Raw genomic sequence first — 20,237 nt, forward strand, 5'->3', positions numbered from 1 at the left:
ACGACTGGGCTTTTTTTCGTTTCCGGCACAGTACTCATGTCCCCGAATTTCCTCTTTTTTTCCTCACGTGACTCAGTAAAACACGCAAAGCCAGACGGTGGTCATATCTGGATGGGTCCATTCCACCCGGTGTTTCTGGCGGGCGGGAATATTGATGTGGTCGCCCGGGCCCAGTTGTACCAGCTGCTGTTGCTGGGTCTGCGGGTCGATGAACAGCAGACTGGCTTCCCCCTGTACCACCAGGATCCACTCATGCTCATCCTGATCGTACCACTCTCCCGGGGCGGTTTGATGGCCGTGGGAGAGGATGCGTTCGATCCGCAGATGGTTGGTGCTGACCAGATCCTGAAAGAGTTCGGTAGGCAGTGGCGAGGGAATATCGTTCAGCAGATTGCGCGTGTGCATGGGTATCTCCCGTCTGACAGTGCGAGTGGTTCTCTGCAGTATAGGAGCGAGCCTGGTGGGTAAAGGTGAGATCCGTGACAGGCAGGCAAGCAAATTCGTGTCCGAACGAGAACGATTACGGCCATTTTGATGAAAAAGTCAGGGAATTCGCTGCAATTCTGACAAATTCTTGCTATTTTGCGCGCCACCAACGCAAACGATTTCCTTCACACTTTCAGGATTAGTTATGGCAAAGCAAGATATGGCCGCCCAAACAGGGACTGGCGGCTTTCTGGACTCTTATTTTTCCATTTCTGCGCGCGGCAGCAGCGTGCGTCAGGAGCTGGTCGCGGGGCTGACCACCTTTCTGGCGATGGTCTACAGCATCATAGTGGTGCCGAACATGCTGGGTGCTGCCGGCTTTGAGCAGGGCCCGGTATTTGTGGCCACCTGTTTGATCGCCGCCTTCGGCTCCCTGCTGATGGGGCTGTGGGCCAAGCTGCCGATGGCCATCGGTTGTGCCATCTCTCTCACCGCCTTTACCGCCTTCAGCCTGGTGCTGGGTCAGGGGCTGAGCATTCCGGTCGCGCTGGGCGCCATCTTCCTGATGGGGGTGCTGTTCACCCTGATCAGCGTCACCGGCGTGCGCCAGTGGATCCTGGACAACCTCCCCTCCGGCATCGCCCACGGCACCGGCATCGGTATCGGTCTGTTCCTGCTGCTGATCGCCACCAACGGCGTTGGCATGGTGATCAAGAACGAAGGGGCCGGTCTGCCGGTACAACTCGGTGAGGTCACCGCCTTCCCGGTCATCATGACGGTGCTGGGTCTAGCCGCCATCTTCGGTCTGGAGCGTCGCAAGGTGCCGGGCGGCATCCTGATGGTGATCATCGCCATCTCCATCCTCGGCCTTATCTTCGACCCGAAAGTGACCTGGCAGGGCTTCTTCGCCATGCCGAGCCTGACTGGCGAGAAGGGCTCACTGGTGGGCAGCATGGATCTGCTGGGCGCCCTCAATCCGGTAGTCATTCCGACCGTGCTGGCACTGGTGATGACCGCCGTGTTTGACGCCACCGGCACCATCCGTGCCGTGGCCGGTCAGGCGGGCCTCATCAACGAGCGTGGCCACATCATCAGCGGCGGCAAGGCCCTGACTGCCGACTCCGTCAGCAGCATGGTGGCAGGCGCCGTCGGTGGTGCTCCGGCAGCCGTCTACATCGAATCTGCCGCAGGCACCGCGGCCGGCGGCAAGACCGGTCTGACCGCCGCTCTGGTCGGCGTGCTGTTCCTGCTGATGATCTTCCTCTCCCCGCTGAGCTATCTGGTACCGGCTTACGCTACCGCACCGGCCCTGATGTACGTCGGTCTGCTGATGCTGGGCAACGTCACCAAGCTGGATTTTAGCGACTCGGTCGATGCGCTCTCCGGCATGCTGTGCGCCGTCTTTATCGTGCTCACCTGCAACATCGTGACCGGCATCATGCTGGGCTTCGTAGCGCTGGTCATCGGTCGCCTGTTTGCTGCCGAGTGGAAGAAGCTGAACGTCGGCACCGTCATCATCGCCGTGGCGCTGGTGGTCTTCTATGCCGGTGGCTGGGCCATCTAACCCGTCCACATATTCCGGTTATAGCGAAGGGCCCTGCGGGGCCCTTTTTCATGGCTGTGAGTCAGCTAACAGTTTCCCGCCCGCTAACCCTGCGCCGTTTCAGATTGAAACACCCATCCCCCTTCTGCTGTTTCAAATCCGAACCAAAACGCCCGTCATTTTTATCCCTTTTTCTGTCGTTAGACTGGCTCCATCAACCATTTGCCCACCCGAGCGGTGGCAAGCCAAGGAGTGAGCCATGAAGAAACTGATCAATGCCGTCGATGCCGTGGTCCGTGAACAACTGATGGGGATGGCAGCCGCCCACCCCGAGCTCAAGGTACGTATCGAACCCCACTACATCACCCGCGCCGACTCCCCCGTGATGGGCAAGGTGGCGCTGGTCTCCGGCGGTGGCAGCGGCCACGAGCCGATGCACGGCGGTCTGGTGGGCAAGGGGATGCTGGATGGCGCCTGCCCCGGCGAGATTTTTACCTCCCCGACCCCGGATCAGATGTACGAGTGCGGTCAGGCCGTTGATGGCGGCGCGGGCGTACTGTTTCTGGTGAAGAACTACACCGGCGACGTGCTCAACTTCGAGACAGCGGTCGAGCTGCTGCACGGCGATGGCGTAAAAGTGGGCTTCGCCCTGATCGATGACGACGTGGCGGTCAAAGACAGCCTCTACACCGCTGGTCGCCGTGGGGTCGCCACTACCGTGCTGTGCGAAAAGCTGGTCGGTGCCGCCGCCGAGGCGGGCTACGATCTGGCGCGCTGCGAGGCGCTGGCCCGTCGCATCAACAACCAGAGCCGCACCATAGGCGTGGCCATGCATGCCTGCACCGTGCCGGCCGCTGGCAAGCCCTCCTTCACTCTTGCGGATAACGAGATGGAGTTCGGCGTTGGTATCCATGGCGAGCCGGGCATCGAACGTCGCCCCTTCACCGACCTCAATACCCTGGTGGACGACATGTTCAGCGAGCTGGCTGACAACACCCCCTACGGCCGCACCCTGCGCCACTGGGATCGCACCACCGGCAGCTGGCAGGAAGAGCACACCTTTATCGAGCCGCTCAACAAGGGCGATCGGGTCATCGCCTTGGTCAACAGCCTCGGCGGCACCCCCATCTCTGAGCTCTATGGCGTCTATGGTCGCCTTGCCACCCTGTGCGAAGAGGCGGGCATCCATCTGGTGCGCAACCTGATTGGCCCCTACTGCACCTCCCTCGATATGACCGGCATCTCCATCACCCTGCTCAAGGTGGATGATGAGTTGATGACCCTGTGGGATGCCCCCGTTCACACCCCCGCCCTGCGTCGCGGCTGCTAAGGAGTGCCGATAACCATGCTAAGCAAACACCAAATCGTCAACTGGCTGCTCGACTGCGAACACATCTTTACCGAGCAGCGTGACTACCTCACCGCGCTGGATACCGACATCGGCGACGGCGACCACGGCCTCAACATGCAGCGCGGCTTCGCCAAGGTGGCCGAGAAGCTGCCGGCAGTGGCAGACAAGGATATCGGGCAGGTACTGAAAACCACCGGCATGACCTTGCTCTCCTCGGTCGGCGGCGCCAGCGGCCCGCTCTACGGCACCTTCTTTATCCGGGCCGCGGCCAGCAGCGATGCTTGCCAGAGCCTCAGCCTCAGCCAGCTGTGCAAAATGCTGAGTGACGGGGTGGAGGGGATCGTCTCCCGCGGCCGTGCCGAGCCGGGCGACAAAACCATGTGCGATGCCTGGTGGCCAGCACTGGCCGCCCTGCAACAGGCGCAGCAGCAAGAGCTGCCCCTCAACGATGCGCTGGACAAGGCGGTGGCAGCCGCCGCAGCCGGTACCGAAGCCACCATCCAGATGCAGGCCCGCAAGGGGCGCGCCAGCTATCTTGGCGAGCGCAGCATCGGCCATCAGGATGCCGGGGCCACCTCGACCCTGCTGCTACTGACCGCCCTGCGTGACAGAGCGAGGTTGTGACATGATCGGAATCGTAGTTGTCTCTCACAGCGCCATGCTGGCGGCCGGCTTGAAAGCGCTGGCCGACCAGCTCGGCAGCCCGGCCCGCCTGCTGCTGGCGGCCGGGGTCGATGACCCCGACCACCCCATCGGCACCGATGCCATCGCCGTGATGAGTGCGATTGAAGAAGCGGATGACGGCAGCGGCGTGCTGGTGCTGATGGACTTGGGCAGCGCTCTGCTGAGTGCCGAAACCGCCCTCGAACTGCTGCCCCCGGAGTTGAGCGCACGGGTGCGGCTCTGCCCCGCCCCGCTGGTCGAGGGTACTCTGGCCGCCGTGGTGGCGGCCGGTTCCGGCCTGACGCTGGATGAGGTGGCCGCCGAGGCGCTCGGCGCGCTGGGCCCGAAACAGGCGATGCTGCCAGCCAGCGTGGCGCAGGCAACCACCGAGACAGCCACCGTTGCCGACGACGGCTGGCTGCGCTGTGAGGTGGTGGTGGATAACCCCCACGGCCTGCATGTGCGCCCCGCCGCTCGGCTGGTGGCCGCCCTCAAGCCATTTGCCGCTGAACTCAAGTTGCAAAAGGGGGATAAAGAGGCCAACCCCCGCAGCCTAACCCGGCTCGCCATGCTCAACGTGCGTCAGGGCGACCAGCTCACCCTGCTGGCGCGCGGCGAGGATGCCACCGCCGCACTGACCTGCTTCCAGCAGCTGGCCGATGAGCGCTTTGGCGACTGACACCACTGTTTCAAGGGGCTGCACTCGCTCGCTGAGCCTGTGCAGCTTCATTCAAGACGAAGGAGTCTCGGCACAGCCGCCCCTTCGCCCCGATTCTTAATTAGTAAAGAGAGAGGGATAGAATATGGACCGCATTATCATCAGCCCCAGCAAATACGTGCAAGGCAACGGGGCCCTCGCCAATATCGGCAACTACGTCAAAGCGCTCGGCAGCAAGCCGCTCATTCTGGCCGACGCCTTCGTCACCAAGCTGGTGGGCGATACCGTGGCCACCAGCTTCCACGGCGCCGGTATCAAGCCCGAGTTCGACTGCTTCAACGGCGAATGCTCCCGCCCCGAGATCGACCGCCTGCTGGCCCGCTGCCAGCAGACCCCGTTTGACGTCATCATCGGCATCGGCGGCGGCAAAACGCTGGATACCGCCAAGTCGGTCGCCTTCTACCAGAAGGTGCCGGTGGTCATAGTGCCCACCATCGCCTCCACCGATGCCCCCACCAGCGCGCTGGCGGTCATCTACACCCCGGAAGGGCAGTTCAGCGAATACCTGATGATCCCGACCAACCCCAATATGGTCATCATGGATACCGGCGTGGTCTCCCGCGCTCCGGTGCGGCTGCTGGTCTCCGGCATGGGGGATGCGCTCTCCACCTACTTCGAGGCGCGCGCCAACAAGGTCTCCGGTTGCCAGACCATGGCCGGTGGTGCCTCCACGCTGGCGGCGCAGGCCATCGCCGAGCTCTGCTACAAGACCCTGCTGGCCGATGGCTACAAGGCCAAGCTGGCGGTGGAGCAGGGGCTCTGCACCAAGGCGGTGGAGAACATCATCGAGGCCAACACCTATCTGAGCGGTATCGGCTTCGAGAGCAGCGGGCTGGCCGCCGCCCACGCCATCCACAACGGCCTGACCCAGCTCGCCGAGTGCCACCACCTCTATCACGGTGAAAAAGTGGCGTTCGGTACCCTGGTGCAACTGGTGCTGGAAAACGCGCCGATGGCGGAGATCGAGACTGTGCTGGCCTTCTGCCGCTCGGTTGGCCTGCCGACCAACCTGCATATGATGGGAGTCAAGGAGCTGGATATGGCGCGCCTGATGGAGGTGGCCAAAGCCTCCACCGCAGAGGGCGAGACCATCCACAATATGCCGTTCAAGGTCACGGCCGAAGATGTGCTGGCGGCCATCGTCACCGCCCACCAGTTGGGGCTGTAACCGCGCCACCACTGACCTTGCTATATAAAAACGGCCCCGCATCTGCGGGGCCTTTTCGTTTTCTACGGGCCAGTTGGCGACGGCTCACCGTCAGCCGTGATAGTCGGCGGGATCGATCTCGAGCAGTTTGAGCCGCCGCCAGAGGGTGGTGCGGCTGATACCCAAATGCTGAGCCATCTGGCTCACCTGCCCCTTGCAGGCGTGGGCGCAGCGCAGGATGGCTTGGCGCTCCAGCTCCGCCAGGGTGAGCAGCGGTTGCCCCACCACCTCGTCCGCCACCTGCTGATAGCCGTGCCGAATAGCGGCGGGCAGCGCCTCCGGCGGGATCAGCCCCTGACCGGCATGAAGCAGCGCATGCTCGACGGCGCTGCGCAGCTCCCCCAGATTGCCGGGCCAGGGATAGGCGAGCAGGCAGTCGAGGGCCGCCGGACTGAACTGGCGCACCGGCTCGCGCCCCTGCGCCCCTAGCTGCTGGCTGATCAGGCCCGGCAGATCCGCCGTGCGCTCCCGCAATCCCGGCAGCCACAGCTCGCACGCCTGCAAGGCATAGAGCAGCTGGCGGCCAAACAGCCCCTCCTGCACCAGCTGCTCCAGTGGGGCGCTGCTGGTGGCGATGATCCGCACCTTGAGCGGCAGGATACGGGCCGAATCGAAGCGCTGGATGCGGCCGGTCTTGAGCAGTTGCAGCAGCGCCGCCTGCATGGGGGCAGAGAGGCACTCCACCTGCTCCAGCACCAGGGTGCCGCCGTGGGCCAGCTCGAACTTGCCCGCCCGCTCCTGCCCCGCCTCGTCGGAACCCATCAGCTCCAGCGCCATCCGCTCGCTCGGCAGCGCCTTGCAGTTGAGGGTAATGAGCGGCCCGGCGGCCCGCTCGCTGCCAAAGTGGATCGCCTCTGCCAGTTGAGCCTTGCCCACCTCCTCCTCGCCACGCAGCAGGATCGGCCCCTGACTCTGGGCCGCCTGCCGGGCGTAGCGCAGCAGCTTGCGCATGGCGCTCGACTCCCCCACCAGCGCCGACAGCTCGGGCACCGTCTGGCGCAGCTGATGAATGGCCCGCAGCCGATCGACCGGGTGCAGCAAGGCAATAAAGCTGACCCCCTCCGGCCCCGGCAACGGCTTGAGGCTCACCAGCGCATTGATAAACTCCCCCTCCTGGGCGCCGAGCCGCTCCAGCGTCACCTCCACATGGCTGAGCGGCGTCTGCCCCCTGATGGCCAGTTGCAACCGCTGGGGTAACAGCAGGTGTTGCTCCAGCGGCTGGCCAAGACAGAGCGCCGGATCGAGCCGCAACCGATTAGCCGCCAGCGCGTTGAGGTAGCGCAGCCGCCCCTGCGGATCCCAGGCCAGCACACCGTCATCCATACCGTCGAGCAGGGCGTAAAGTTCGCTGAGGTGGTGCTGGGACTCCTGCATCAGGGTCTCCATCTGCAGCAGATGGGCCAGCTCGCGCCCGGCACTGACGGTAAGCGCCAGATCGCCGGCGCTCGCCTCCTCCACCTTGCAGATCAAGGCGATGATGGCGACCTGACGGCCATTGCTGTTGTAGACCGGGCTGGCGCAACTGTGCCACGGGTGCAGGGTCTGATTGAAGTGCTGGGGGCCGCTGACGCAGAGCGGCACTCCCTCCAGCGCCGCCAGATTGATGGCATTGGTGCCGATGCGCCCCTCGCTGAAAAAGGCGCCGGGGCCAAACCCCAGCGCCGCCAGCTCGCGCAGGGTATCGGGGTGGCCGGTCCGGGCCAGCAGGCAGCCGCTCTCGTCGGTGAGCAGCAGGGCGCAGGGGCGCCCCTCCATAAATTCGTAGAGATCTTCGAGGGCCATCTCGCCGGTGGTGAGCAGGTCCCGCTTACGCTGGCGCAGGCTCTGCAAGGTCTGCCCCTTGGCGCTGTGGGGCGGATGCCAGAGGGTGGCACTGGTCTGGTGGGCGCAGCGCAGCCAGGATGCCTGCAGATAGTCAGGCCAGGCGAGCAGCGGCTGAAGGTCAGATGGCATGGTCACAGCAATATCCGGCAGGATGTGAGCCGACCATTTAACCACGCCAGCGCCCCCGATTCAGTGACCTGCCTCAGAGGGTGGCAAGCCCGCCCTCCTCCCGGTCGGGTTCGCCGTCGGCAAATTGCTGGCCGAGCCAGTGGCAGAAGGCACGGCACTCCGGCATCCCCTCGCTATCCTGATGCACCAGCAGATTCCACTGCGGCCCCTTGACCCGACGGGTGGAGAGCGGCAACAACTGCCCCTGCTGACGCGCGGGACGGGAGAGCAGTTCGCTCACCAGCGCCACGCCGAGTCCGGCGCTGGCGGCCTCCAGCAGCAGGCCGGGATCGGAGAAGTTGAGCCCACGGGTCTGCAGATGCAGATCCTCCCCTCCTCTCAGCGTCCAGTGATGCCAATCCAGCTCCCGCTCGCCGTGCAGGGTGGTGCGCTCCTCCGCGGGCCGGGACAGCACGGTTGTGGTGGCCACCGGCAGCAAGCGATCCGCCAGCAGGTGCTGATGGCGACACTCGGCCTGCGGCCCGAGATCCCAGCGCAGGGCGAGATCAACGGTCTGCTCGGCCATGTCGGGCTCTTCATCGCTGGTAAACAGCCAGAGATCGATGTCGGGATGCAGGCGATGAAACTCCCCCAGTCGCGGTAGCAGCCAGTGGCGAGCGATGGCGGTGCTGGTGTTGAGCACCAGCTGGTTCGGTTTGCGGTACTGCTCCAGCCGCTGGATCCCCATCGCCAGCTGCAACAGCACGCTCTGGGTGGTCTCCAGCAGATCCTGCCCCGCATCGGTCAGCGCGACCGAGCGCCCCTGCCGGTGAAACAGCGGCTGGCCGAGCAGCTCCTCCAGCGAGCGGATCTGCTGGCTGATGGCGGACTGGGTCAGGTGCAGCGCCTGCGCCGCCTGATGAAAACTGCCGAGTCTGGCCGCCGCTTCAAAGCCCCGCAGCACGTTGAGCGGGGGCCACTGCTTGAACACCATTGATTAGCTCCACTTATCACTTTTACCGAAAATTGATCGATTGTTCGCCACCAAAGCCACGGATAGTCTATTACTCAACGCAATTAGATTAACAGCGCTTGTTATTTTCGGTCATTCAGCGACAGCAAAGAGCGCGCTTATCCAAGGAGTTTTTCATGCCATCCCGACGCAACGTATTGAAACAGCTGGCGGCCATTGGCGTGTTGGCCGGGCTCGGCAATCTGCCGGGCAAGGTGCACGCAGCCAGCAGCAATGCCGATGAGGAGGCTGCCACCGGCGAGCGATTCCATATGCCCGATGAAGCCGCCCCTCAGACGCAGGTCTGGGTCGCCTTTGCCGCCAGCTCGGCTATCTGGGGCCGCGACTACAAGGAGGTGCAGGCAACCATCGGCCGGCTGGTACAGGCCATGGCGCCTTATACCCAGGTGAACGTGCTCTGTCGCGAAGCCGAACAGGCGCTGGCCCGCCAGCTCTGCGGCGAACAGAACACCCGCTTTGCCGTCGCCGAGCTGGACGATATCTGGCTGCGCGATACCGGCGGCGTCTTCGTCCAGAACGGCGAAGGGGAGCTGGGGCTGGTGGATGTCAACTTCAACGGCTGGGGCGACAAGCAGGAGCACGAACAGGATGCGGGCATAGCCGAGCTGGTCAGCAAGCAGGCGGATGCCCACTATCTGCAGAGCAAGCTGACTGGCGAGGGGGGCGGCATCGAGGTGGATGGCAACGGCACCGCCATCCTGACCGAGAGCTGCTGGCTCAACAGCAACCGCAACCCGGGGGTAAGCAAGGCGCAACTGGAGGCGGAGCTGAAAGCCAATCTGGGGCTGCGCAAAATCATCTGGCTGCCGGGCATCAAGGGCAAGGACATCACCGATGCCCACGTCGATTTCTACGCCCGCTTCGTGCGCCCCGGAGTGGTGGTGGTCAATCTGGACAACGACCCTAAGTCCCACGACTACGAAGTGACCCGCCGGCACCTGTCCATCCTCAAACAGGCCACCGATGCCGACGGCAACAAGCTGGAGCTGCATGTGCTGCCGCCGCCGCTCGATGGGCGGGACAACAGCTTCAGCCGCAGCCGCGATTTTGCCGCCGGCTACATCAACTATCTGCCGATCAATGGCGCGGTGATCGCCCCCGAGTTTGGCGACAAGGCGGCCGACAGCTACTGCCACGAGCTGCTGGCCCGCCTCTACCCCGGCCGCGACATCGTGCAGATCAATATCGATCCGGTCGCCGCCGGTGGCGGCGGTATTCACTGCATCACCCTGCACCAGCCAGCCTGACCCTCTCTTACCCACTGATAACCCGGTGCGTTGCCACGCCCCGGGTTATATCGCCATGCCCATTTTTGTTCAACCACCGTTCCGTATCTTGGCCAGCTATGTCATATGGAGTGTCACCTTGGTCACACTCCCGAGTTATTCAAAAGGCTGAGACTCGGTGGCGCTTTCCATTGCCGCCCCAGAAGTGTATTTTTGCGCGTCGGTAAAAAGTAGAGCCAAAGGAGGATGTTTAGTGAATCCGTTCAGCATCAAAGACAGGGCGGTAATGTTATGATTTAGAAAATTTTTTCCTTGGCGGTTATCCGGAAAATACGGAGTTATATGGAAGTCTCCCTTGTCGGATTCATACCGCTTTCCATCTAATAACTGTTAACCTTCAGGAGGTAAAGTGGGGTATTGGTCTGATAGACAAATTGAAATGAATGAAGGGCCAAATTTGGGAACAGTGGACAAATACGTTTGTTCATCTTGTGTTGTCGATGAAGCGCTTGAAGAGCTAGTTGAGAAATATATCAGTTCGAACAATTGTTCCTATTGTGGTGACTTAGACGAAGAAATTCCACTTGGAGCTCATTTTGATGTGGTAGTAGTATAGCCAGCACAGATGTTCCTTTTGGGTTGTATTTTGTCCTAATCTGCAATAATGGAAGGTGTTTTAAATGGTTCACAATAGAACTTGTGGTTGCCAAAACTGTTTTGAAATTAATTATCCAGATAGACAGAACCCTCATTCTAGAAGTTTCGGATACGGAAATAAAAAGCTTGTTCCAAAAATGCATGACGTTGCTGTTGAGAGCGTAGAACCTTATGAGTGGCTTCGAAAAGAAAGTGTTACTTTTCACACGCAATGTTGGTGGTGCGGAAAGTCAGTTTATTTTCACCGAGATCAAAATGGCGGCTGTGTTTTATTTGATCAATTAGGCGTTCCATGGGCGATACATCATTGCTGGGAACAATATAGAGAACCTAAATCAATAGCTGTCGATGGATTAATAGCAAAACGGATATCTCAGTTACAAGAAACTCGTATAAACGGAATTCAGTTTTCAAAGGCCAAGAAAAAATCAATTCATGGCTTTATTATCGGAGTTGATCGTAGCCGTAAAATTTTTCCAGATCCAAGTCGAATCTCGGATAAATCTTCATATTTGATGTATGTTATATTTAGAACAACCGCCGGCAAGTATTTAAAGCTACTAGTTCCGGAACCATATATTGATGATATTATTAAGTTTTCCTATGTTAGTCTCACGATTGAACTCGTCCACAAGAGCAACGAAATAATTCTCAACTGTATTAAAAAGCTCACAGAGATCAGAGTCGATGACTTAAATAGGAAAGAGTTGTTGATTACTTATAGCTATCAGTCCATTGTAGCTAAGCCTTGGACTTTTCAAAGTAAACAGTGAATTTAGGACACCCAACTTTCTGCGCAAGATGCCGCACAGCCAAGATGGATGTCCTTTTGCCTTCCCGCGATAACGACCATCCATATTTCTTCTCTGCCAAATGCCGCTGATTCACGGAAATACCGGAACAGCGGCATCTCGATTCTCCTATCAGTTTCGCTATTCGAACCAACATGGGCAGTAACACGAGTTGCATACGGGTTGGACAAATCGGCCATTGCCTGTGGCTGGCCTGTAGCGGGCCAAATCGTGGCGCTGGGGCTGGAGAGGTGTCGGTATAAACAAAAATTTGGGCATTTAACACAACCCCATAAATTCAGCTTATACCGCTTACCCGCTCTGCTTTACCGCCATAAGTCACCCGCATTTCCCCTCTGACGGGTCACCGCCGACTTATGGATAGAACCGGAACAGCGGCATCTCGATCGTCCGATTACGCTTCGCTAATCGAACCTACATGAGACGGTCATATGTGGGATATGGAGGCTGGCAAGGATCAACCAATCTGACTCGATCGCCATAAACCACGATCACCACAAACAAAAGAGCCGCCCAGTTCACACCGGGCGGCTCTTTGTATCATAGATGGAGACTGAATCGTCTTTTTACTGAATCGTTATTGGGCCTTGGGCGCTTCAACCGCCGCGGTCGCCGGTTGGTCATCTTCCTTGATCCAGGCATCCAGCAGGGTGTAGCCCACCGCCAGCACCACAGGGCCGATAAAGAGGCCGATGATCCCCATCGCCAGCAAGCCACCGATAACCCCCACCAGAATGAGAATGAGCGGCAGGTCGGCGCCGCGCTTGATCAGGAAGGGGCGCAGGAAGTTGTCCATGGTGCCTGCCAGCAGCGACCAGACCAGCAGGAAGGTGCCCCAGGTGGTATCGCCGCTCCAGTAGAGGTAGCCGACACAGGCCAGTAGCACCGGAAAGGGGCCGATCTGGGCGACGATCAGCAGGAACATCACCACCACCAGGATCATGGTGTAGGGGATGCCGGCAATCAGCAGGCCCAGCCCTGCCACCGAGGACTGCACCAGCGCGGTCACCACGACCCCCATGGCCACGGCGCGGATCGCCTGTGACGCGAGCACGGTGGCGTTGTCGCCGCGCTCGCCGGCCAGCCGGTGGGCGAAACGGCGAATGCCGGTCGCCACCACTTCACCCGAGTGGTAGAGCAGGCCGCAGATGCCGACGGTCAGCAGGAAGTGGACGAACAGCAGCCCCAGGTTGCCCGCCTGGGAGGCGAGCCAGCGGGCGGTCTGGCCAAAATAAGGGGCCAGCTTGGCAAACAGCACCTGACCACCGCTCGCCAGGATCTGCTGCCAGAAGTCGTAAAGCTTACCGCCCACCAGCGGCACCTGTTGCAGCCAGAGCAGCTCGGGGGGTGGGGAGTGGCTGATGGTGGTGCCGAGCTCGATCAGCATGGGCGCCTTCTCCGCCACGTTGGCCAGCGCCATGAACAGCGGAATGACGAACATCAGCAGCAGTACCAGGGTCATGCTGAGGGCCGCCAGGGCGCGCTTGCCCCACAGCAGGCGCTGCACCATCAGCATCAGTGGCCAGGTAGCGATGGTGATCATGGTGGCCCACACCAGGGCGGGCAGGAAGGGGCGCAGCACCATGAAGCAGGAGACGATGAGGAGGCTGAGAAACAGCACTCCCAGGGTTATCTTGGCCAAATCCACTTTTTTCATATTCATAGCAATCCCTTGTCAGGGCCTGGGCCCTTGGGTAGCGGGTCATTATTCACGAGTGAGAGTATCCACCAGAGGCCGGCGCTCAACCAGAGCCCCAGGCAACAATAAAGCAGCCACTGGCCGAGCAGGATAAGCCAGGAGCTGGTCAGCCAGAGCGGCAGCACCCACCAGAGCGCCCCCAGCGGCAGGCCGCCGAGCAGCGCCAGCAGCGGGGTGCGCCAGCCAGTCTGCACCGTGCGCGGCAGCGGCAACATCATGCCGAGGGTCAGCCCCAGACTGAAGGTGGCCAGGCCCGCCAGCGCCGAGGATTGGCTCCACCCGGCGGCCAGCGCGCAGGCGAAGGTGAGCCCGGCCCAGCTCCACGGCTTGGCCGCCAGGTTGGCGAGGCGGGGATGCAGGGCCAGCAGCAATGCGCCAAGCAGCAGGCCTGCCGCCACATCCGACAGGAAGTGAACCCCGAGCCTGACCCTAGCCAGCCCGGTCAGGGCCGCCAGCAGCAGGGCCAGGACGGTGCTGCGCCAGGGGTTGGCGGGCCAGCACCCTCTGAGCAATGCGCCCCAGAACAGCAGTGCCGAGGCGGTGTGGCCGCTCGGCATGCCGAAGCCCTGGGCGCTGCCTTGTGCCAGCGCGGGATCGAGGTGGAAGGGTCTGGGCCAGCCAATCCCCTCCTTGGTCACCTGCACCAGCAGGGTGAGGGTCAGCATGGCCAGCAGCAACTGGCGCACCCGGGGCCAGCCCAGCCAGGGCAGCAGCAAGGGTAGCAGGGCAAGCTGAAAGGCGGCTGAACCGAACAGGTTGCTGACCTCGAGCCAGTGCACCTGGGCACCGAGCCAGGTCTGCAGCTGGTGGATCAGCGGCACTTCCATGCGGTGCAGTGCATTGCCCTCGCTACGAAAATCGGGCTGCCACTGCACGGGGCTGTCGGGAATGGCGGCCAGTTGGGGGGCCAGCCAGTCGAGCTGCGCCGGAAAGCGGCGCTGATCATCCGGCAACCGGGCCGGAGCGATCAGCCTGGCATTGAGGATCTCGCCGCCCAGATTGGGGGCCCGCAGCAGAGAGACAAAGCCAGAATCGGTTTGTGCGCGAATGGGTTCCAGGGTCTGGCAGGCAAACAGCAGGGCGCGCTGCCATGGCCCCAGCTCGGTGATGACCCGACCCCGCAGGCCGGTCTCTTCATACAGCTCCCGCAACGCCGCCTGTTGCGGCGTCTCGCCCGCGTCTATGTAGCCGCCGGTCAGGCTGTAGCGGGAGGAGACCCTGTCCTGCACCAGCAACAGCTGTTGTTGATGTTTGACGACGCAGACGGCGGCGCTTGGCGCGGCCAGAGCGGGCAATCCCGCCAACAGAAGACAGAACAGCAAAAAACAGTAGCGCGACATGACCGCCTGACGAGTGAGGGAGAGTGGGCATAAGCGTCACAGAAATCAGATAGTTGGGCAATGGTTTCAAGTCAGGCTTCGCTACTTGGGGCGGCTTGGCGAGAGGCTGGCCAGCTGCACAAGGATTGCCGTGGGGAGAGGCAGTCCCTAGTATTGGCAGCTATGTTATTTTCATGCAGCAAACCTTGGGACCTTCCATGAAACAGTTTGGCTTTTTTCTGGGTATCGCCATCGGCGTCATCCTGATCCTGTTCGGCAGCATCGTCATCTTCCAGGCCCTGCCTGCCGCGCTGGACGTGCTGGAGATGCCGAGCCGCATCCCCTTCGTGCGCGAGGTTTACACCTGGCTGATGACCAGCGCCAGCGGCCTGACCGGCCAGCTGGAGCAGAACTTCCTGGAGGCGTTCCAGACCGTGCTCAAGCTGATCCTGCTCATCACCTTCATGTGGGTCTGCGTCAAGCTGGTCAACATGGGGGTCTTGATCATCCGTGCCGGGGTGGACCTCATCCGCACCGCCATCGAGCACAGCGAAAGTGCCGAGACCAAGAAGTCCGATCACGACCACCACTTCCAGTGAGCGGATCGCACCATGAAACAGGCCACCTTCGGGTGGCCTGTTTGCATCCTGGGTTTATTCGATCGTGGGCAGGTGATCCGCCGGTGGTGACTGCACCACATCCTGATAGCGGGCAATCAGCCGCTTGAAGGCCTCCCCCTGTCTGACCTTGTCGAGCGCCTGTTGCAGGCGGGCGACCTGCTGTTTGTCCGCCGCCGGGTTGAAGGCGAAGCAGTTGTCCTGATCCGCCAGGGTGGCGACGGTGACGAAGGTATCGGGTGAAAAGCCGAGCTGCCTTGCCTGGTGGAACAGCATGACTTCGTTGCCGGCCACCAGATCGGTGCGGGCCATGATGAGTTGGCGCACCACCTGATCCATGCGCTCCACCGACATCAGGTTGGCGGGACTGATGCCCCGGTTGAGCAGCAGCTGCTCCCCCACGTCCGCCTGCATGACCCCGATCTGCAGCTTGGTCAGGTCCGCCTTGCCGGTCACCTTGGGGGCATCCCGCTTGCGTCCTACCAGAGAGACCCGCGAGTGGCTGATGGGGCAGACCCAGAGAAAGTGGGGATCCCGCGCCTGGGTGTGGGCTGTGGTGAACAGCACCGCATCCGGCTGCTGGGTCAGCAGATACCAGGCCTTGGCCCAGGGCATGAAGTGGATGGGCTGCTCCGGCTCGCCCATCTCCTGCCACATCAGCCTCAGCAACTCCACCGCCAGGCCGGTGCTGTTGCCCTGCTCATCCTGGCCGTTGAACGGCATGTTCTGCTCGGAGTAATAGGTGAACGCCGAGGCGGGCAGGGCTGTACCAAGACAGCAGCAGATCATCAGGCTGAGCAGACGCGACATGGCAGCACTCCTTGCAACAAATCGTCCTTCCAGTTTAGGGGGCTATGTCGAGAAGTTCATGATTTCCCGCGCCCGGTAGCGTGGATGGCGAGGGGGGTGGGGAGCGATGGGCGGATAACAGCCAGGCCATCTTGCGATGGCCTGGTGAGGGGCTTACTTGAGCAGGGCTTCCATCTCGGCTTCGGCAGCGGCGCGCGCGGCCTCGGCCTTGGCGGCAGCATCCGTTGCGGTGGCAGTGGCGCTGCTGACCGCCTGCTTGGCGGGCTCGGTCACGGCCTTGGTGGCCTGCTGCTGCACGGTGGTTGTGGCGCCGCTGACCGCCTGCTTGGCGGGCTCGGCCACGGCCTTGGTAGCATGCTGCTGCACGGTGGTTGTGGCGCTGCTGACCGTCTGCTTGGCGGGCTCGGCCACGGCCTTGGTGGCATGCTGCTGCACGGTGGCAGTGGCGCTGCTGGCCGCTTGCTTGACTGGTTCGGTCACGGCCTTGGTAACTTGCTGCTGCACGGTGGCGGTGGTGCTGCTGACCGCCTGCTTGGCGGGCTCGGTCACGGCCTTGGTGGCCTGCTGCTGCACGGTGGCAGTGGCGCTGCTGGCCGCCTGCTTGGCTGGCTCGGTCACGGCCTTGGTGACTTGCTGCTGCACGGTGGCGGTGGTGCTGCTGGCCGCCTGCTTGGCGGGCTCGGTCACGGCCTTGGTGGCCTGTTGCTGCACGGTGGCGTTGGCGCTGCTGGCCGCCTGCTTGGCCGGCTCGGTGACGGCCTTGGCAGCCTGCTGCTGCACGGTGGCGGTGGTGCTGCTGGCCGCCTGCTTGGCGGGCTCGGTCACGGCCTTGGTGGCCTGTTGCTGCACGGTGGCGTTGGCGCTGCTGGCCGCCTGCTTGGCCGGCTCGGTGACGGCCTTGGCAGCCTGCTGCTGCACGGTGGCAGTGGCGCTGCTGACCGCCTTGCCGGCTTGTTGCTGAGCCGAGGTAGCAGCGCCGTTCACGACCTGCTTGGTGGTGTCAGCCATGGTCTTGCTGGCGCCCTGCTGCAGGGAACCCAGCACGCTGCCAAATACCGAGCTGGTGGTGGCCGCTCCGGTGAGGCTCTTGGTCGCCGAGCCGGTCAGACTGTTGGTGGCGCCGGTGAGCGCGCTGCTCGCTGGATTGCCCTGCGTCTGCCAGTTCTGCATCTCGGTTGGCCAGCTCGGGGCGCCGGCCGCCAGGTTCTCGCCAAAGACCTGGGGCGTACCGTCCCCCTTGAGCAGCATGACGGACATCTGGTTGGTCTGTGAGTTCCACACCATGCCGGCCTGCTTGGCGACGTCGGGCACGGGGGCATAGCGGGAGACCACGTAGAACAGCGGCCCCTCCTGCTGCAGCTCGTTGGCGGTCTTGAGCAACTGCATGGTGCTGTCGTAATTGGGGCCGAGGATGCTGGTCATCCGGTCCTTGATCAGCGGCTGTTCAAACAGGTTGGCTTCATTGGGGTCGAAGCCGACCAGGGGTTTGAGCAGGGCCCACATCAACTGACTGGTGGGGCTCATCATCAACAGGGGGGCGACGCAGGCGGACAACATCAGGCTCAGGCAGGCCGCCTGGAGCAACGGCATGATACGCATTGGGATAATATCCAAATAACGATTTGATTAATAAGGTTATATTCGTCGAGAACCGACAAATCCACCGGGGTTTTCCTGCACCTGTTTTGACGGGCATGAGCAGGCGCTGGCAGGCTATCATATTGGCTTGGGAATGCCAGCGAGGGCGCTGCTTATTAATCAAGTTTGTATCGTTTCCGGTCGACTGAACCTTCTATCGAGCAAGGAGAGACATCATGTATCGGGGCAAGAGGGTAGGTGGTTGGCTGTTGCTGGCGCTGCTGGGTGGTGCGACCGGCACTGGCGTGGCGGCAGAGCCGAAGCGGGCGGAAGTGGCAGCCGAACTGGTGCTGCCGCTGGGCTCGCTGCCGGAGCGAGTCTGCTGGTATCAGGATCAGAAATATTCGCTGGGTGCCAGGATCCAGCAGGGCGACAGCTGGCTGGAGTGCGCCCCGCAAAACGAGCTGGAGAGCAACGGGCCACTGGTCTGGCGCGATCCGGAAAGGGCGTCGGATGCAGCCGGCAAGGCGACGAAGAGCGGTATCATAAGCGTCGGTCAGTGAGGCTTTTCTTGATCCAGCTAAAGACATGGACGTGACCTCTATCGCATAATGCGGCTCTTTTCCTCTCTTGGCTGGAACCTAAGAAATGGCTCGTCGCTCTTCCAATGCACAACGTCGTCGCAGTAGCTGGTGGTACAAACGCCTGTTGGCAAGGGAGCGGGAAGAGCGCGAAGCGCGTTCCGTCCGGGATTGATACAGCAGTGAAAACAGAGCCTTGGGCTCTGTTTTTTATTCATCACCGCAGACGATCACTGTGACACTCTGCTTATGCACAGCATGTTTGCCGTAACGGGTGGTACAAACGCCTGTTGGCAAGGGAGCGGGAAGAGCGCGAGGGCGCTGCGTCCGGGATTGATACAGCAGTGAAAACGGAGCCTTGGGCTCCGTTTTTTATTTATCAAATACCGTCATGACGAGAACGGGGGCCAGCAGGCCCCCGTTTTGCTTTTGCAGATGTTGGCTGCCTGCGACTTAGCGCTGCAGGGCGGCCAGTGCCAGCTCGACCCGTTTGGCGTACTCGGGGTCGGCCTGCTCGAAGTGCTTGAGCTGGGCCGCGACGATGGCGTCATCCTCCACGTGGATCAGCGAGCGTGCCAGGTTGGCAGCGAGGCGCGAGCGCTGCCCCTCGTCCATGATCCGGAACAGGTTGCCCGGCTGGCTGTAGTAGTCGCTGTCGTAGTCGCGAAAATCGTAGTGCAGGGCAGCCCCTTCCAGACTCAGCGCCGGCTCGTGCTGCTCGCTCGGCTGCTGGGTGCCGAAGCGGTTCGGCTGGTAGTTGGGACTGGCGCCGCCGTTGCTGTCGGCCCGCATGGCACCGTCGCGGTGGGCACCGTGGTGGAACGGGCAGCGCGGGGCGTTGACCGGCAGCAGGCCGTGGTTGACGCCGAGGCGATAGCGCTGGGTGTCACCGTAGGAGAACAGGCGCCCCTGCAACATGCGATCCGGCGAGAAGCCGATGCCGGGCACCACGTTGGCCGGGGTGAAGGCGGCCTGCTCCACGTGGGCGAAGTAGTTGTCCGGGTTCTGGTTGAGCTCCAGCACGCCGACCGGGATCAGCGGGTAGTCGCTGTGCGGCCACACCTTGGTGAGGTCGAACGGGTGGATCTTGTAGGTCTGGGCTTCGGCCTCCGGCATCACCTGCACATAGACCTTCCAGCGCGGGAAGTCGCCCCGTTCGATGGCGTTGAACAGATCGGCCTGACTGGTCTCCCGATCCTGGCCGACGGCGGTGGCGGCCTCTTCATCGGTGTAGAAGCTGTGGCCCTGCTCGGTCTTGAAGTGGAACTTGACCCAGAAGCGCTCGTTGGCGTCGTTGATGAAGCTGAAGGTGTGGCTGCCGTAGCCGTTCATCTCGCGCAGGCTCTTGGGGATGCCGCGATCGCTGAACAGTATGGTGACCTGATGAAGTGACTCGGGATGGCGGGACCAGAAGTCCCAGGCGGCGGTGGCGCTGCGCAGGTTGGTGCGCGGATCCCGCTTCTGGGTGTGGATGAAGTCGGGGAATTTCAGCGGATCGCGAATGAAGAACACCGGGGTGTTGTTGCCCACCAGATCCCAGTTGCCCTGCTCGGTGTAGAACTTGAGGGCGAAGCCGCGCACGTCGCGCTCGGCGTCGGCGGCGCCCTTCTCACCGGCCACGGTGGAGAAGCGCAGGAACACCGGGGTCTGCTTGCCGACGGCATTGAACAGGTCGGCCTTGCTGAAGGCGCTGATGTCATGGGTCACGGTAAAGGTGCCGTAGGCGCCCGAGCCTTTAGCGTGAACCACCCGCTCCGGGATCCGTTCCCGATCGAAGTGAGCCAACTTTTCCATCAACCAGATGTCTTGCATCAGCACCGGGCCGCGGGGGCCGGCAGTGAGGCTGTTGTTGTTGTCGACAACGGGGGCGCCATTGGCACTGTGCAGGGTCTTGTCGTTCATGGTGCTTCTCCTTGTTGGTGAGCCTTGAGTCTATAACAAGGAAAAACCAGGGCACCAATGGGCCCTCCCTCGCCCTTTGATAGGCATTGCAAATGGGTATGGCTGGGGGGATGACCGGACCCTTGTGATGCTGCATGATGAGGTTTTCGAGAAGGAGCCTCAG

General features: G+C 61.9%; 17 protein-coding genes. 9 read left to right on the top strand and 8 right to left on the bottom strand.

The window, feature by feature from the left end:
• Positions 1-72: 72 nt before the first annotated feature.
• Positions 73-405: a cupin domain-containing protein gene (locus tag AACQ43_RS21095; RefSeq protein WP_005306245.1), complete on the bottom strand. Its 333-nt coding sequence runs from the start codon at positions 403-405 to the stop codon at positions 73-75.
• A gap of 226 nt (positions 406-631) precedes the next feature.
• Here AACQ43_RS21095 and AACQ43_RS21100 point away from each other — a divergent pair, with 226 nt between their 5' ends.
• The 5 genes from AACQ43_RS21100 to AACQ43_RS21120 all read left to right on the top strand — a co-directional run bounded on the left by AACQ43_RS21100 (position 632) and on the right by AACQ43_RS21120 (position 5,869).
• A complete protein-coding gene (locus tag AACQ43_RS21100) occupies positions 632-1,990 on the top strand; it encodes an NCS2 family permease (RefSeq protein ID WP_042032197.1) in 1,359 nt (452 codons plus the stop codon).
• A gap of 238 nt (positions 1,991-2,228) precedes the next feature.
• Positions 2,229-3,299, top strand: coding sequence for a dihydroxyacetone kinase subunit DhaK (dhaK, locus tag AACQ43_RS21105; RefSeq protein ID WP_168968611.1), 1,071 nt, complete (start codon positions 2,229-2,231; stop codon positions 3,297-3,299).
• Positions 3,300-3,314: 15 nt separating this feature from the next.
• Positions 3,315-3,944 carry a dihydroxyacetone kinase subunit DhaL gene (gene dhaL / locus AACQ43_RS21110; RefSeq protein ID WP_128815089.1) on the top strand — a complete coding sequence of 210 codons (630 nt, stop codon included), beginning with the start codon at positions 3,315-3,317 and terminating at the stop codon, positions 3,942-3,944.
• Between the two features lies 1 nt (position 3,945).
• Positions 3,946-4,662: a dihydroxyacetone kinase phosphoryl donor subunit DhaM gene (dhaM, locus tag AACQ43_RS21115; protein ID WP_168968612.1), complete on the top strand. Its 717-nt coding sequence runs from the start codon at positions 3,946-3,948 to the stop codon at positions 4,660-4,662.
• Positions 4,663-4,786: 124 nt separating this feature from the next.
• Positions 4,787-5,869 (top strand): glycerol dehydrogenase, encoded by a 1,083-nt coding sequence (locus AACQ43_RS21120; RefSeq protein ID WP_167557495.1) that lies wholly within the window; start codon positions 4,787-4,789, stop codon positions 5,867-5,869.
• Positions 5,870-5,959: 90 nt separating this feature from the next.
• On the opposite strand, the gene dhaR is transcribed toward AACQ43_RS21120, so the two are convergent.
• Positions 5,960-7,861 (bottom strand): dihydroxyacetone kinase operon transcriptional regulator DhaR, encoded by a 1,902-nt coding sequence (gene dhaR / locus AACQ43_RS21125; protein ID WP_168968613.1) that lies wholly within the window; start codon positions 7,859-7,861, stop codon positions 5,960-5,962.
• Positions 7,862-7,934: 73 nt separating this feature from the next.
• Positions 7,935-8,834 (bottom strand): LysR family transcriptional regulator, encoded by a 900-nt coding sequence (locus tag AACQ43_RS21130; RefSeq protein ID WP_168968614.1) that lies wholly within the window; start codon positions 8,832-8,834, stop codon positions 7,935-7,937.
• 155 nt (positions 8,835-8,989) lie between these two features.
• Between AACQ43_RS21130 and AACQ43_RS21135 the strand changes: the two genes are divergently transcribed.
• Together AACQ43_RS21135 and AACQ43_RS21140 are read left to right on the top strand one after the other, a co-directional pair.
• Positions 8,990-10,120 (top strand): agmatine deiminase family protein, encoded by a 1,131-nt coding sequence (locus AACQ43_RS21135; RefSeq protein ID WP_168968615.1) that lies wholly within the window; start codon positions 8,990-8,992, stop codon positions 10,118-10,120.
• A 659-nt stretch (positions 10,121-10,779) separates the two neighbouring features.
• Positions 10,780-11,529 (top strand): hypothetical protein, encoded by a 750-nt coding sequence (locus tag AACQ43_RS21140; protein ID WP_168968616.1) that lies wholly within the window; start codon positions 10,780-10,782, stop codon positions 11,527-11,529.
• 616 nt (positions 11,530-12,145) lie between these two features.
• Here AACQ43_RS21140 and ydiK read toward each other — a convergent pair.
• Together ydiK and AACQ43_RS21150 are read right to left on the bottom strand one after the other, a co-directional pair.
• On the bottom strand, positions 12,146-13,231 hold the full coding sequence (gene ydiK, locus AACQ43_RS21145) for an AI-2E family transporter YdiK (protein ID WP_168968617.1): 1,086 nt from the start codon (positions 13,229-13,231) through the stop codon (positions 12,146-12,148).
• Positions 13,228-14,607, bottom strand: coding sequence for a bifunctional NUDIX hydrolase/phosphatase PAP2 family protein (locus AACQ43_RS21150; RefSeq protein ID WP_168968618.1), 1,380 nt, complete (start codon positions 14,605-14,607; stop codon positions 13,228-13,230). Before AACQ43_RS21150 ends, ydiK begins: the two co-directional genes overlap by 4 nt.
• Before the next feature lie 197 nt (positions 14,608-14,804).
• Here AACQ43_RS21150 and AACQ43_RS21155 point away from each other — a divergent pair, with 197 nt between their 5' ends.
• Positions 14,805-15,185: a hypothetical protein gene (locus AACQ43_RS21155; RefSeq protein ID WP_162498739.1), complete on the top strand. Its 381-nt coding sequence runs from the start codon at positions 14,805-14,807 to the stop codon at positions 15,183-15,185.
• A 54-nt stretch (positions 15,186-15,239) separates the two neighbouring features.
• Here the strand turns inward: AACQ43_RS21155 and AACQ43_RS21160 are convergent, their stop codons facing one another.
• Positions 15,240-16,013, bottom strand: a complete 774-nt coding sequence (locus AACQ43_RS21160; RefSeq protein ID WP_135318829.1) for a substrate-binding periplasmic protein — start codon at positions 16,011-16,013, stop codon at positions 15,240-15,242.
• A gap of 153 nt (positions 16,014-16,166) precedes the next feature.
• Positions 16,167-17,612, bottom strand: coding sequence for a hypothetical protein (locus AACQ43_RS21165; RefSeq protein WP_168968619.1), 1,446 nt, complete (start codon positions 17,610-17,612; stop codon positions 16,167-16,169).
• Positions 17,613-17,827: 215 nt separating this feature from the next.
• Between AACQ43_RS21165 and AACQ43_RS21170 the strand changes: the two genes are divergently transcribed.
• Entirely contained in the window at positions 17,828-18,154 is a 327-nt protein-coding gene (locus tag AACQ43_RS21170; RefSeq protein ID WP_168968620.1) for a YnjH family protein, read from the top strand.
• Positions 18,155-18,625: 471 nt separating this feature from the next.
• On the opposite strand, the gene AACQ43_RS21175 is transcribed toward AACQ43_RS21170, so the two are convergent.
• Positions 18,626-20,074 (bottom strand): catalase, encoded by a 1,449-nt coding sequence (locus AACQ43_RS21175; RefSeq protein WP_076362796.1) that lies wholly within the window; start codon positions 20,072-20,074, stop codon positions 18,626-18,628.
• Positions 20,075-20,237 lie beyond the last annotated feature (163 nt).

Source organism: Aeromonas sp. DNRA1, from assembly GCF_963888745.1.
Lineage (GTDB): Bacteria > Pseudomonadota > Gammaproteobacteria > Enterobacterales > Aeromonadaceae > Aeromonas > Aeromonas hydrophila.